Origin of the sequence: Brevibacterium aurantiacum, from assembly GCF_003932995.1 — a bacterium.
Taxonomy (GTDB): domain Bacteria; phylum Actinomycetota; class Actinomycetes; order Actinomycetales; family Brevibacteriaceae; genus Brevibacterium; species Brevibacterium aurantiacum.
The window spans coordinates 3,215,840-3,228,639 of record NZ_CP025333.1; the positions used below are offsets into that span (position 1 = coordinate 3,215,840).

Below are 12,800 nucleotides of genomic sequence, written 5' to 3' on the forward strand. Positions count from 1 at the left end.
GAAGCGTTGACCAAGGGAACTAGCCGTGTCAAGAGAAGAAACACAAGCACCAGAGCGTCTTCTGAAACACCGCAAAAAAACGGGTCGCGAGTTCTGGAAGGACAAGATTCGGGACTCAGAGGAACTGAAGACTCGACAGGCTGAGTACGTCACCTCGGTGCCGACACATTCCAATGTGGTGTTCTATGAAAGCATGTCGGGAGCAAGAATGATGGACTCTCCATATGCGCTCTTCCTCCATCTCTATAATGATCTTGATTTCAAGAAGCTCCATCACGTCTGGTCGGTGAGGTCTGCAGACCTGATACCTGATGAGTTCAGGGACGATCCCCGCGTCACGTTCGTTACACGGGGCACTGATGCCCACCTCTACTTCCTCGCTCTTGCTGGCTACATCATCGGCAACTCGCTCTTGCCCGAGTACTTCGTTCGCAAGCCTGACCAGAAATACCTCAACACGTGGCACGGAATCGCCTATAAGGCTTTAGGCAGGACGGATGCGTCCCCCTTGGGCGCGGCTGGCAGCGTCTACAACCTACTTCAGGCGACACATGTTCTCACTCCTTGCCCGTTTATGACTGAGGAGGAGCTGACTCGGTTCTCACTTCGAGGAGTATTTTCGGGTTCCATGGCCGAAATCGGCTACCCTCGTCAGGACTTGACGCTGAATATGTCAGAGTCCAGCGCAATACGGCTTCGTGAGACGTTGGTCTTGGATCCGACAAAGAAGACTGTTCTCTACGCACCAACCTGGCGTGGAAACAAGGGCTCAGCACGATTCGATGGGGAACAGCTTCAAAGAGATCTTGAGGCCCTCGCGAAGCTTGACGCGAATGTCATCTTCCAGGCTCATCACATCATGCTTCGCCACATCAAACACGTGGACTATGGAAACATCATCGTGCCACCGGCCAACACCACTGCGAACGAACTTCTCGCAGTGACCGATTTGTTGATATCTGACTATTCGAGCATCTTCTTCGACTTCTTAGCGACGGACAACCCCGTCGTTCACTACCTCTACGATTACGAGGACTATACCGAAGACCGAGGACTCCTGCTCGACCAAAACGATCTGCCGGGCCCGATCGCATCAACCGCGGACGAACTGATTTCCATGGTCTCCAGTCTGATTTCGGAACCATATCAACCAACGGTTCAATATCAGCAAGCCCGGGAACGGTTCTGTCCTCATGACGATGGGCAGGCCAGCCTTCGCACGATTCGCTGGTTCATGCGTGGCGACGAGTCAGGCATCAAGCAGGTTGAAGCACGCACTCGGCCTACAACCATCTTCTGGGGTGGACGACTTGACAAGACGAGAAAGACAGAAGTCTTCCTTGACACCTTGGATGCTGTTGCAAAAGTCGGTGACAAGGACGTCACACTTTTAGTGGCGCATTCGGTGAAGTCGAATGCTGTCGCAATGGAACGGATCAGGCAGTTGGATGCTTCTATTTCGATCGTCGCACGCGATGATTTTGAAATGATCATGACAGCCGCGGAAAAGCAGGCTCGGCATGGCTCTGACAATCCCCAGGCGACTGAGAAACACGTGGAGAAGAGCTCCGTATGGAACCGTCTGAAGGATGCCCTCGTCCGGAATGAAAAGGCGACCGAGCCTGACGAGGAGCTTCTGGAGGCAATGTACCGGCGCGAGTATCGCCGAGTGTTCGGAGACGCCCAATTCGATGAGTTGGTCGAATTCGATGAGTTGTCCGGTTTCTGGAGGAAGCTGGCTCAACACGCTCTCAAATAGAACCGACTCAAAGCAAACCAGTCGACCTCCCCTGGGAACGCGCTGGAACGAACAGTCTCAAAAATCGAGTCTGGTATGGTTCTCCGGTGATCCAGAACATTCTGTGGCTGACCCTTGACTCGAGCCCCGACGATATCGCTGCAATGGTTGCTGACAACGAGGGATTGCCTCGGTACTTTCGCGTAGACACGTCTTTGGCTGCCAACCCTGACCAAGATCTCATGAAGCTGGCGCTGAAGAACAGGACTGCGAAAGATCTACTGGTTCAGCTCACTAATCTGGGTTTCTCCCTGTATTACAACGCTGCGGACGAGAGTCGATTCATTCGGCACGACCGCATTATCCACCACTGGCCTGCTGTCAAAGATGGAACGTTCAAGGTCTCAGACGATGGAATCGTACACCAGTTTGAACTACCCGAATCAGGCAGAATAGACCAACTCGTCGTCATCCTTTCGCCGATCAATTCCAAACCACGTCTGATTCGCTACTTCCGCCCGTCCTTCGCCACATTGATGAAGTACATTCCTCGCAACACAGCCATCCTTCGAATCGCTGATGTAGGCGGAGTCAAAGGAGCTTTCTACCTAGACACAAGGTTCATGCCTGACAACAGTTCCAAAATCCGACGACTCATCCAAAGTACGGTCAACGAGCAGAGCATCGATGCCGACAATGTTGTCCTCTTTGGCGCTTCCAAAGGCGGGACAGGAGCTCTGTACCACGGGTTGACTGGCGGCTGGAAGTTCGTCGCTGTCGACCCGATCATCTCAGACAGCTGGTATGAGCAGTACGAGAACGACTACCATTTCACTGCCGATGGTGTGTTTCTCCGGTCGAAGCAAGAAATATTCGCTGAACTCATCGGCCAGGTCGCAGCGGAGCCGCGCGGAGATTCACTGAATTCGGTGATCGTGACGTCGTCAAGGTCACCCCAGTATCCAATTACATCTGAAATTATCTATCCGCTACGCAATGATTTGAGCGTGCTCGACAGCGGCAACCCGAATATTCTGAAGCACCCAGATGTCGCGCCCAGCACTATCTATGCCCAAGTGATGGCCATCAATACACTGTTACTCGGGTTTGGGTTCCCGCTCGGAGAATCAGCAATTCCCTGATTAGCACAGCTTGATGTGGCACCTTTTCGTTCAAGGAGCGACTCCACATGCTCCGTACAATCGACTCATACCCGCACCTCGGCTAGGTTTGAGTCCTAGTCGAACGAAAGAATCACGATGGCACGAGTACGCAGGCACAAATCCGAGCCGATCCCCAAACGCAAGCGCAGCACCGGGGCCCTGCCAGAACTCGCGCGGCCGATTCTGCTCAGTCGCCAGATCGTCGACAGTGAGCCGCGTGACCTCTCTGTCTCTTCAACATTCGCCGCGGCTCTGGCTCGCCAACCGATGAATGATGCCCCCAGCTCGGGATCGTTCACCCAGGTCGTCATCCCACAGTCCACGCCCGAGCTTCTGGCTGAGATCGCCTCGGCGTGGGAGCTGCACCCTGTTCTCGTCGAGGATCTGTTCCACGCGCAGCAACGCCCCAAGATCGACCGCTACGACGATGTGCTGTTCGTCGTTTTGAAATCGGCGGTCTACATCGACTCTGCAGAAGAGGTCGAATTCAAGGAATTCCATCTTCTGATGAAGAACGACGTTCTCGTCATCATCTGCCAGGACGATCGGTTCATCGACGGGACGCCGATTCCCCAACGCGCTGAGGACATGGATGCCTACTTCAGCGATGAGGAGCGACTCGGGACCTCTGACCGGGAATTGCTCTCTTTGGGCCCCGAGGCGCTCATCTACCGGCTCCTCGACACTGCGGTCGACACCTATTTCCCCGTCCTGGACGGTCTGCAAGATGACAAGGACGGCATCGAACGACAGGTCTTCAGCGGAGATACTGCGGCCGCAGAGCGGATCTACCTGCTCAGTCAGGAGGTCATCGATGTTCTCCACACGACCACTCATCTCAACCGACTCACCCAGAGACTGGGCAATGGCGCCGCGAAGTATTCTATTCCGACCGAGCTGCAGGCCTATCTCGACGATGTCACCGACCACCTGACCCGGGTTCTCGCCGAGGCCGCCGAGCTGCGCGAAGCCCTGTCACAGATCCTCAACGTCAACTCCACTTTGGTCGCCCAACGCCAGAACGAGGACATGAAGAAGATCTCCGGCTGGGCCGCAATCCTCTTCGCACCCACCCTCATCGGAGCGATCTACGGCATGAACTTCGATGACATGCCCGAACTGCACTGGGCCCTCGGCTATCCGATGGCCCTCGGGCTGATGGCGGGACTCGGTGTGGTCCTCTACACCGTGTTCAAGGTGAAGAAGTGGATGTGAGGGTACGCAGGCCAACTGTGATCCAGATCATGTAGGATCAGAATCGGATACGGACGCCACGAGAGCCGCCCTAGGAGGTCCTGCTCATGACTGCCAATCCCCAAGGAACAGTAGATTCCCTCGATTTCACCGACGTACTCGAACGCGGAGATACGAGCGGACCGAAGGCCAGCCTTTACGTCCCCACCGATGTGACCGGGACACAGGCCGACAGATCCGCGAAGATCCTGAAGAATCAGGTCAAGCATGCGACGGCACGATTCGAAGAACTCGGGATGAGCAGCTCAGCTGCCGAATCAGCATTCGCCCCGATCGCCGAACTGATAGCGGATTCCTCTTACTGGCGACTCCAGAGTCGAGGACTCGTCGTCTTCGTCGAACCCGGCTACCATCGGGCCGTGAGGGTCCCGATCGACGTCATCGAATCGGTCACTGTCGACGAGCAGTTCGACGTTCTGCCACTTGCCCCAGTCCTGGAGACCAGCGGCAGGTGCTACATCCTCGCCTTGGCCAAGAACTCACTGCGCCTGTTCGAGGCGGCCCGCAACTCCATCGAAGAGCTTCCGCTCGGGACCATCCCCGGATCCTTCGACGAGGTCATCGGCGACCTTCCCGAGCAATCACTGCAGTTTCGAGCCACAGGCGGTGGCGAGGCAGCCTACTATGGCCAAGGCGGAACCGGTGAGACCGAGACCATGCTGACTGAGAAGTTCATTCGCGCCGTGGGCAAGGCTGTCGGGGATGAGCTGGGCACGGCTCGATCGCAACCACTGGTGCTCGCCTCGGTGGCGGAGTACCTGCCGATCTTCCGCAAGGCCAGCGCCTACCCGGTGATCCACGACCGGGTCATCCCCGGAAGCCCTGAACATTCACAGCCGGATGATCTGCGCTCGGCCGCTTGGAAGCTCCTCCACGACAGCGAGGCCGCGCGTGAGTCCGCGGAACGCGAGCGGGCGCTGTCTCTGGTCCACAACGGCAAGGGTGCTGTCGACGTCGGCGAGATCGCCCACGCAGCCGAACAGGGCCGCGTCGACACACTCTATCTGCCGCGCGACGGAGAGCAGCTGCTTGCCTCAGATGCCCGCCGACAGGTCAACCTCGCCGCTCTCGCCACCATCCGAATCTCCGGCACTCTGCGCACACTCGGTGGTGGGGGCGCCGAAGTGATCGCAACGTTCAGGTACTGATTCACTGACACGACCCGTCGGAGAACAACCTGTGCTCATTGAGCACGAGTACCTCGAGGATGCCCATCGAAGTGAGGAGTTCCAATGTCTGCCAATCCCGCCGATGCCACACGATCTCTCCTGACGAACCTCGGCAAGGGTGTGTTCTGGGTCGTCATTCTCCGCGGTGTCCTCGCCATCCTCTTCGGCATCCTCATCCTCGCAGCACCTGCCGCCGTGGCGATCGCATTAGGCATCTATGTCGGTGCATGGCTGCTTGTCGATGGTGTGCTGACGATCATCAACGCGATGAACGCGCGTAAGGCGAATCAAGCATGGGGGTGGGAGCTGGCCGCGGGCATCGCCTACATCGTCGCAGGACTCGTCATCGCCGTCATACCCCTGTCGTTTGCTGTCATCACCGGAGGATTCATTCTATGGATGCTGGCCGGCGGGATGCTCGTCCGCGGTATCCTCACTCTTGCCTCCAAGTCGTTCCAAGGCTGGTCGAAGCTGCTCGGCGTCCTCGACATCGTCTTCGCAATCATCGTGGTCATTGTTCTGTTCACCAATCCCGGAGCGGCTCTTGCCGCCCTGGTGTGGATCGTTGCCGTCTACACCATCATGCTCGGAATCCTCCTCATCACCATGGCGTTCCTGGCACGTTCGCAGACGAAGAAGACCATCACCCACGGTAAGGAACACAAACTATGAGCACCCCCATCAAGGTCGCAGTGACCGGCGCGGCCGGCCAGATCGGCTACAGTCTCCTCTTCCGCATCGCCAGCGGTGCCCTCTTCGGCCCCGAAACCCCGGTCCAACTGCGACTTCTCGAAATCACACCTGCGTTGGACGCCCTCGAGGGGGTCGTCATGGAACTTGAGGACTGTGCGTTTCCCACCCTCGACTCGGTCGAGATAGGCGATGAGGCCGAGCACATCTTCGACGGCGCCAACCTCGCCCTCCTCATCGGGGCTCGGCCCAGGTCTCAGGGAATGGAGCGCAGCGATCTCCTCGAAGCAAATGGAGCGATCTTCACCGCCCAGGGCAAGGCGCTGGGCAAAGTCGCCGCCGACGACGTCCGCATCGGCGTCACCGGGAATCCGGCCAACACCAATGCGCTCATCGCCATGAGCAATGCCCCCGACATCCCTGCCGAACGCTTCAGCGCTCTGACCCGCTTGGACCACAACCGCGCCTTGGCGCAACTTGCTAAGAAGGCCGAAGTTTCGGTCAGCGACATCTCCAGGATGACGATCTGGGGCAACCACTCGGCCACGCAGTATCCTGACATCTATCACGCCGAAATCGGCGGGAGGAACGCCGCCGAGGTCATCGACGACCAGGCCTGGATCGAGAACGATCTGATCCCAACAGTTTCTCAGCGCGGTGGCGCAATCATCGAAGCACGAGGCTCCTCTTCAGCTGCCTCAGCCGCGTCGGCAACGGTCGATGCCGCCCGTGACTGGCTGCACGGCACACCCGAGGGCGATTGGGCCTCGATGGCCGTCGTCTCCGATGGCTCCTACGGGGTGCCCGAGGGGCTTGTCTGCTCCTACCCCGTGACAACTACACGAGGAAGTTGGGAGATCGTTCAGGGCTTGGAGATCAACGATTTCAGCCGCCGGATGATCGATGCCACCACCGCCGAGCTTGCCGAGGAGCGAGAGGCCGTGACCAGCCTCGGCCTGATCTGAGATCGTGCCCGCGGCCTCACAGTGGTGAGACCGCACCGGCATCGGCCTTCTCCTCAGGCGTCCTCGGGCTGTGGATCAGCACTTCCGAGGACCCCGACGATCGCGTGGGCGGCTCGATCCCCAGACACCAGCGCACCCTGAATCGATCCGGTGTCACGATGGTCCCCGCACACGAAGACACGATCCGAGATCCGCTGTGGAGACCGGTCGACCAGTGGCGGTGGAGTTGCGGGCAGGGTGTGGGCGATGACGTGGTGGGCAAGCACCTGCCAACGACTCGTCGAGGTTCCATAGATCTGCTCCAGGTGACGACGCACTGCGGTCTCGTCTGCTCGTCCGTCGGGTCGATCCAACAGTGTTGTCGCTTCGATGAGGTGTCCACCAGCGGGGGCATACGATGGCGCAATGTTCGAGATCACTGCTGTGTTCCACACCGGTCCTGCCGGACCGCCGCCGGGTTTCGAGGCATCCACGACCAGGTAGGGCTCACGCAGCGGCGGTTCCGGGGCGCTGAACCACCACGTCGTCAGTCCGTGGGTGGCGGGGTTCGGCTCCTCGGTGAAGTCGTTGAGACTTTCGGGTCCGACGGCGACGACAGCAGTCCGTGCGAGCAGTCGACCGTGATCGGTGTCGATTTCCACGCCGGAGGTGGTCTCTCGCAGGTTCTGCGCGGGAGTCTCAAGTTGTGGGGGCTGCTCGAGGCTCGCAGCCATCTGCGTGGGAAGTGCGCCCATTCCTGCCTGCGGCAGACCGGGAATCGCCAGGGCGAACGATCGGACTAAGAGCCGGGCGTAGTTCGCTGAACTCTGTCCCGAGCTGTCGGCGAGGACTCCGGCCAGGAACGTGTCAATCACCTCGCGTCGCAGTCGACCAGTGGCGCCCGCCTCATCGAGAGATGCTGCCAGCGTCGTATCCCGTGTCGCTCGTGAGGCCGATGTTGCCCGCAGGAGGGTCGGGCCCAACCACCGCGCAAGCGCGCGCAGATCACGAAGATCTAACAGTCCGTTGCGCACGGCAGTGACATTGGCACTGGGACGTCGCAGAGGCTGGGTCAGGCTCATCAGACCCTCAGAGTTCCGAACCACGACGCCGGCACCGAACCTCTGCAGTCCCAGAGCAGCCACGTCGATGAACTTGCGTACCGCTGGATAGGAGGGATTGAGCACCTGGAAGCCTCGATCGCAGAGGAACCCGTCGATGCGATCGGTGCGCACGCGCCCGCCGACTGCATCGTTCTTCTCCAACACCTGCACCGTCAGTCCGCTGCGCTGCAGGCGCCGGGCACACTGCAGGCCGGCCAGCCCGGCCCCGATCACCACGACATCGGTGTCCATGACTCTCCGATCTTCAGTCGTCGAGGGATCCCTGGGATCGCCCCTCGGCGAGGGTGTGGTCGTCAGTCGACGGCCATCTTCTTGGATTCTACGTTGACGGTGACCCTCGTTTCGGGCCCGTTGTCGCTGTCACAGTCGAGTTCGATCGTGTGCAGAAGACTCCCTTTCACCCTGACCCTATCCTGCGACATCTTCAAAGACTTCTTGACAGAGCTCGCGGGAATCTCCCTGCTCGGGTCACCGTTCTTCACAGGTCGGGAATCAGAATCTGACTCGTGCTCAGGCGTTCTTCTTCGTCACCCGGTTGCTTTCTCGCTCCAGGGCATCGACGAGTTCGTTCTTGTTCATCGACGAACGTCCGGGAATCTGCAACCGAGCCGCCTGCTTGTACAGGTGGTCCTTCGTCGCGTTGGCGTCCACGCCACCCGCGGTCCTGCGAGCGGTGCTCTTCCCTCCCTCTGACTGCGCATCGGAAGGCCCCGGGGAGGACTTCGGCTCCCACCGGTCGCCGACTTTCTCAAAGGTGTGTTTCAGCGCGTCATAGGCCACCCGGTGGGCGCGCTCTTCGTCGTCGTATTCGCTCATCGCGGAGTCATAGGCCTTGGCGAAGGTTCGCTGCGCCTTCCCATTGGACCGTTTCAAAGTCGCGGGGAGCTCCGACTTCTTCGGCTTGCCCGAACTGCTGAGTTTCGGCATGTTGACCACTTCTCCTCGAGTGTCGAAGTCACGGTTATCTTGACGGTAACGCAGATCACCACACCATGTCAGGAGCAGCACCGGTCTCACTCGGTCCCCGCATAGGCTGTTGCACCTAGCTCACACCCTCACATCACCGGGGTCGGTATCATCCCCCAAGCCACGCCACACCGGATGGCGTAGGCACCCCGCGTCAGTGAGCCCGGCGACTCGGGTCCCACCGACGAAGAACACTTTCGTGCCGGTATCGACCGCAAAACGAGCATGGTCTGATAGCTCCTTGCCCCGGTCCCACGTGATCGTCTTCCGCAACTGCTGCGGCAGGCACGTCATCGACTTCGTCAACGCTGTCGCCATCGCTTGGGCCCCATACCCGGCTAGTGCCGGCCCGTTCTTGATCTGTGGTTGCTGTCCGTACCCGTCGAGCCTAGGTAGGTGCACCAGCAGCGTCGAGCGCGACTTGCACTCGACGGGCGTACCGATGGCCGAACGGTTCGAGATCACCCTCCCAATGTCCAGGCACAGCCCTGTCAGCGGCCTCGGCCGGCCGCTGGGAAATGACCACAACAGCTTGAAACCGCCGCCAGCAAAGTGAAATTTTCATGCCAGTTGTTGCAGGTAACCGCTGAAGCCTCCCTGGGTGCGCCCGGTCAGACGCGCTGAGGTCAAAACCCTGCATGAATCGGTGCGTCTTAGCTGTCCCCCGACGGTGCGAACTGCAGCGACAATTGCGGCGTCCTCACCGCACGTCAACCGAGGTACCCCTCCTATGGCAGCGAGGCAGGACCCGCGCAGTCCAAGGTTCGCCCCAAACACATACGAATGGTTCTCGCCTAGTTCATGATTGGCATGCCATTTGGCGATCAGTTCCGCGGATCCTGATTCGGGCCGTGGTGCAACGGTTCCTACCAAACAGTCCACTCCTTCAGCCGCAACCTCAAGATGCGAGGAGATCCAATGCAGGGGCACCCGACTGTCGGCGTCTGTGAACGCGACCCAGGCAGTGTCGAAGTCAGCACCGCTGACTCCACCAACGGAACGCATAAAATAGCTGCACCCGACATCTCGCGCGCTGCCGACACTATTTGAACTCGTGGTCAGCACCTTAGCCAGTCGACAATGCCTGGCGAACTCCAGGACGAGGCCCAAGGTGGCGTCAGTACAGGCATCGACGACGACAACAATCTGGAAGCCGCCGGGTACCGACGCCTCGGGGACATGAGCAAACGACTGCAACACTGAGTCGAGACATCCCAGGATCTCGTCTTCTTCGTTATGGGCTGGAATAATGACACCCAGATGCGTGATCACCCGAGACCTCTCGCAGAGTCCGGATCGATGTTCTTCTCCACAGTCACGATATCCAACCGGTAGCTGCCCGCGTCGGTATGAAACTCAAGCTCCTTTCGAGGCCAGAAGCGGAGACAAGTGTCGTGGACTTCATCGGCGTCAAGAGGCCAGTCGCTGATCTCCCCCTTCCAATGGCAGAGGACGAGCACGAATCGCGAAGAAGTGGTCTCATCGATCCTCTCCATTGTGCGTAGGAGTTGTGAACGAGTGAGGTAGAAGCCGGTCTCAGACAGTACAACACAGTCAAAGCGCCCTTCAGGCCAGTCGAAGGGGACAGTGGCATAAGCAAAGTCGATCTTCTCAGAGGCTCTCAGCCGCAGGCGCTCTGCCTTCTTCAAGGCTTCACGACTGGCATCAATGGCTGTCACTTTGGCGCTACACTCGGCGAGATCGTGGCTCAATGCGCCGATCGAACATCCGATCTCAAGGATATGATCGAACGAGTGAGATGGAAGGTGGCCGAGCAGATTCTCACGCTTGGCAAGCTCGTATTCGGAGTTCCACACGGACCAAGGGTCCGCGCGGGCCTCATGTACTCCATCGAACACTGCAGAAGCTGTGTGCGCGTCGTACAAATGTCGGCGTTCTTCGAACGCAGACTCATCTGCCTTCGTTGCTGTTCTTGGGCGAAAATCTGAAATCGCGAAAGTGTCTCCGCCACGGTCAAAATGCTTCAGGTGCGATGTGCCAAGAACTGCCTCGTCTCCAGGGCGATCGGATAACGAAGCTATCTGTGATTGATAGCAGGCGAATAACGCCTGTCTGTCAAAGCACACCGGATCGGGGAGAAATCTCCAAGAGCGCCATCGAGGATCGGTGGAAGCGGCCCAGTGCCAGAACCAGATCGGATATTCCAGCACCACTGTGCGACTTCTTCGCCCGGCTTCCAGGGCGGCCGACCCCACAGCCTCGTGATCACCATGCCCATCCTGACTGTAGGGCGCAACGAGAGTGACAGGTCCGGCAGACCGGGCAACCTCTCTCATGATTTCGTCCACGATCTGATCTCTGAACTCGGGCAGAGCCCCGTCAGGCAATGCGAGGAATCGACTCGACAGCTCACCACCCAATGTGGCGAGCGCGAGTTCGAACTCCCGCAGTCGACTTTGTCCCAGTTGCAGTGGAGAATGTGTGCGAGAGTACGGATGGGAGTTCTCACCCGCGGTGAAAAGCAAGATAGTCACCTGGCAATTCCACTCGCCTGCACGGGCTAGCAGTGACGCTGCACCGAGAGCTTCGTCGTCAGGGTGCGCGGCCAGAACAATGAGGGGCCGATGCTTGGCGATGACATCGTCTGGAATGATCGGCAGGTCCAGAGCACCAGCCTGCATCCACGCATCTTCGGCAGTGCTCTGATCTCGATGGCTAAAGCTCATCGCCGTGGGATCGCTTGTAGAGGTCCCCACCCAGAGCTGCTTCATCACGAAGCCCGTGATGTTGACTCAGGTACACGGTGAGGTCGGCATCGGCCTTGGCAAAGCCTGCGTCGCCCGTCAAAGCTGCGGGCCCGGCGAGTTCCCTACTCAGATGCTGAACTCGTTGGACGCTACGATATACGATGTTGCGAACTCGCAGCGCCAATGTCCAGGCTTCAGCGCGCGAGAATTCGTCGTCTCCGTCCGCCGCTGCGGCGGCCTGAGCCATAACTGCACGGACCGCGGAGATCTCAGCATCGAGCTGACCGAGCTGAAGCTCACCCATCGGAGACGGGGTCGGCCTTCTGAGATGGCGGTGGGCGGCATTTCTTGCCATCCCCACGGCTCCCCCGAACCAACATGCTGCGACCCGGATACCGCCCCAAGCGAACGACGGCCGGTCGAGGTACCAGTTCGGAGGACCAACGGTTGTGGCGGGCGCATGATCGAACATCACAGATCCGCTCGGAATCTCCTTGAGTCCTAGACTGGGCCATGAGACTGTCTGTGCCTGCACGCGCGAATTTGTCAGATCCACCGCACATGCGCGACTGCCGTCGATGCCCTCGACGATGACGATTGCGTGAGTCAGCTCAGCGGCCAGCGAGCACCATGCTTTCTCCCCCGTGAGAAGAGTCTGGCCGCCTTCATCGTTGGCAGCGACCGCGAATTCGGGAACATCGGCCGCGTACACACCCCAAGTCGAGTGTGCATCGGGTGATTCGTGACCAGCTTCAGCGAGAATGCCGAGCGCATCGACGTGCGGTTCGAGCATGCGAGCCACTGCGACGTCGATGGCCGCAATCTCGACCAGCGCCTCCCATTGGTCGGTCTGCGTTGATTGTCCTGACAGATGGAGAAACCGGGCAAGTCCGGTGATCTTCTGAGCAGTGGGCGCGTTGCTCGTGACGAGCTTGGCGAGATCGTCATGGAAGGCAGCTTCGGCATACCAAGGTTCTCGGGGCGATGTGATGATGCCTGCTAGAGGTCTGTCGAATTGTGCAATCATTGTGCATCCTTCTGAGG

Annotated in this window: 12 protein-coding genes and 1 pseudogene; 6 read left to right on the top strand and 7 right to left on the bottom strand. The window is 59.1% G+C overall.

Features of this window, described 5'->3' with window-relative positions:
* Positions 1 to 25: 25 nt before the first annotated feature.
* The 6 genes from CXR25_RS14825 to CXR25_RS14850 all read left to right on the top strand — a co-directional run bounded on the left by CXR25_RS14825 (position 26) and on the right by CXR25_RS14850 (position 6,979).
* Entirely contained in the window at positions 26 to 1,759 is a 1,734-nt protein-coding gene (locus CXR25_RS14825) for a CDP-glycerol glycerophosphotransferase family protein (protein WP_125240748.1), read from the top strand.
* An 86-nt stretch (positions 1,760 to 1,845) separates the two neighbouring features.
* Positions 1,846 to 2,880 carry an XcbB/CpsF family capsular polysaccharide biosynthesis protein gene (locus CXR25_RS14830; protein ID WP_164513986.1) on the top strand — a complete coding sequence of 345 codons (1,035 nt, stop codon included), beginning with the start codon at positions 1,846 to 1,848 and terminating at the stop codon, positions 2,878 to 2,880.
* Positions 2,881 to 2,997: 117 nt separating this feature from the next.
* Positions 2,998 to 4,116: a magnesium and cobalt transport protein CorA gene (locus CXR25_RS14835; RefSeq protein ID WP_125240749.1), complete on the top strand. Its 1,119-nt coding sequence runs from the start codon at positions 2,998 to 3,000 to the stop codon at positions 4,114 to 4,116.
* Between the two features lie 86 nt (positions 4,117 to 4,202).
* Complete coding sequence (locus tag CXR25_RS14840; protein ID WP_125240750.1) at positions 4,203 to 5,303, top strand: baeRF3 domain-containing protein; 1,101 nt, start codon at positions 4,203 to 4,205, stop codon at positions 5,301 to 5,303.
* 84 nt (positions 5,304 to 5,387) lie between these two features.
* A complete protein-coding gene (locus tag CXR25_RS14845; protein ID WP_125240751.1) occupies positions 5,388 to 5,996 on the top strand; it encodes an HdeD family acid-resistance protein in 609 nt (202 codons plus the stop codon).
* Complete coding sequence (locus CXR25_RS14850; protein WP_125240752.1) at positions 5,993 to 6,979, top strand: malate dehydrogenase; 987 nt, start codon at positions 5,993 to 5,995, stop codon at positions 6,977 to 6,979. Before CXR25_RS14845 ends, CXR25_RS14850 begins: the two co-directional genes overlap by 4 nt.
* 53 nt (positions 6,980 to 7,032) lie before the next feature.
* Here the strand turns inward: CXR25_RS14850 and CXR25_RS14855 are convergent, their stop codons facing one another.
* The 7 genes and pseudogenes from CXR25_RS14855 to CXR25_RS14885 all read right to left on the bottom strand — a co-directional run bounded on the left by CXR25_RS14855 (position 7,033) and on the right by CXR25_RS14885 (position 12,783).
* On the bottom strand, positions 7,033 to 8,313 hold the full coding sequence (locus CXR25_RS14855) for an NAD(P)/FAD-dependent oxidoreductase (protein WP_125240753.1): 1,281 nt from the start codon (positions 8,311 to 8,313) through the stop codon (positions 7,033 to 7,035).
* Between the two features lie 62 nt (positions 8,314 to 8,375).
* Positions 8,376 to 8,564, bottom strand: coding sequence for a hypothetical protein (locus CXR25_RS14860; protein ID WP_125240754.1), 189 nt, complete (start codon positions 8,562 to 8,564; stop codon positions 8,376 to 8,378).
* Positions 8,565 to 8,592: 28 nt separating this feature from the next.
* Positions 8,593 to 9,009 carry a ChaB family protein gene (locus CXR25_RS14865; protein ID WP_125240755.1) on the bottom strand — a complete coding sequence of 139 codons (417 nt, stop codon included), beginning with the start codon at positions 9,007 to 9,009 and terminating at the stop codon, positions 8,593 to 8,595.
* Between the two features lie 225 nt (positions 9,010 to 9,234).
* Positions 9,235 to 9,580, bottom strand: a pseudogene (locus CXR25_RS14870) (transposase); the annotation flags it as partial.
* Between the two features lie 29 nt (positions 9,581 to 9,609).
* Complete coding sequence (locus tag CXR25_RS14875; protein ID WP_125240756.1) at positions 9,610 to 10,320, bottom strand: glycosyltransferase family 2 protein; 711 nt, start codon at positions 10,318 to 10,320, stop codon at positions 9,610 to 9,612.
* Positions 10,317 to 11,780 (bottom strand): PIG-L family deacetylase, encoded by a 1,464-nt coding sequence (locus CXR25_RS14880; protein WP_241212420.1) that lies wholly within the window; start codon positions 11,778 to 11,780, stop codon positions 10,317 to 10,319. Before CXR25_RS14880 ends, CXR25_RS14875 begins: the two co-directional genes overlap by 4 nt.
* Positions 11,725 to 12,783, bottom strand: coding sequence for a hypothetical protein (locus tag CXR25_RS14885; RefSeq protein WP_125240757.1), 1,059 nt, complete (start codon positions 12,781 to 12,783; stop codon positions 11,725 to 11,727). The genes CXR25_RS14880 and CXR25_RS14885 overlap by 56 nt, the downstream gene beginning before the upstream one ends.
* Positions 12,784 to 12,800: the final 17 nt, after the last annotated feature.

Excerpts from the sequence above, each read along its gene's own strand:
- CXR25_RS14885 (WP_125240757.1), bottom strand. The coding sequence starts at position 12,783 with ATGATTGCACAATTCGACAGACCTCTAGCAGGCATCATCACATCGCCC.
- CXR25_RS14840 (WP_125240750.1), top strand. The coding sequence starts at position 4,203 with ATGACTGCCAATCCCCAAGGAACAGTAGATTCCCTCGATTTCACCGAC.
- CXR25_RS14855 (WP_125240753.1), bottom strand. The coding sequence starts at position 8,313 with ATGGACACCGATGTCGTGGTGATCGGGGCCGGGCTGGCCGGCCTGCAG.
- CXR25_RS14845 (WP_125240751.1), top strand. The coding sequence starts at position 5,388 with ATGTCTGCCAATCCCGCCGATGCCACACGATCTCTCCTGACGAACCTC.
- CXR25_RS14865 (WP_125240755.1), bottom strand. The coding sequence starts at position 9,009 with ATGCCGAAACTCAGCAGTTCGGGCAAGCCGAAGAAGTCGGAGCTCCCC.
- CXR25_RS14880 (WP_241212420.1), bottom strand. The coding sequence starts at position 11,780 with ATGAAGCAGCTCTGGGTGGGGACCTCTACAAGCGATCCCACGGCGATG.
- CXR25_RS14850 (WP_125240752.1), top strand. The coding sequence starts at position 5,993 with ATGAGCACCCCCATCAAGGTCGCAGTGACCGGCGCGGCCGGCCAGATC.
- CXR25_RS14835 (WP_125240749.1), top strand. The coding sequence starts at position 2,998 with ATGGCACGAGTACGCAGGCACAAATCCGAGCCGATCCCCAAACGCAAG.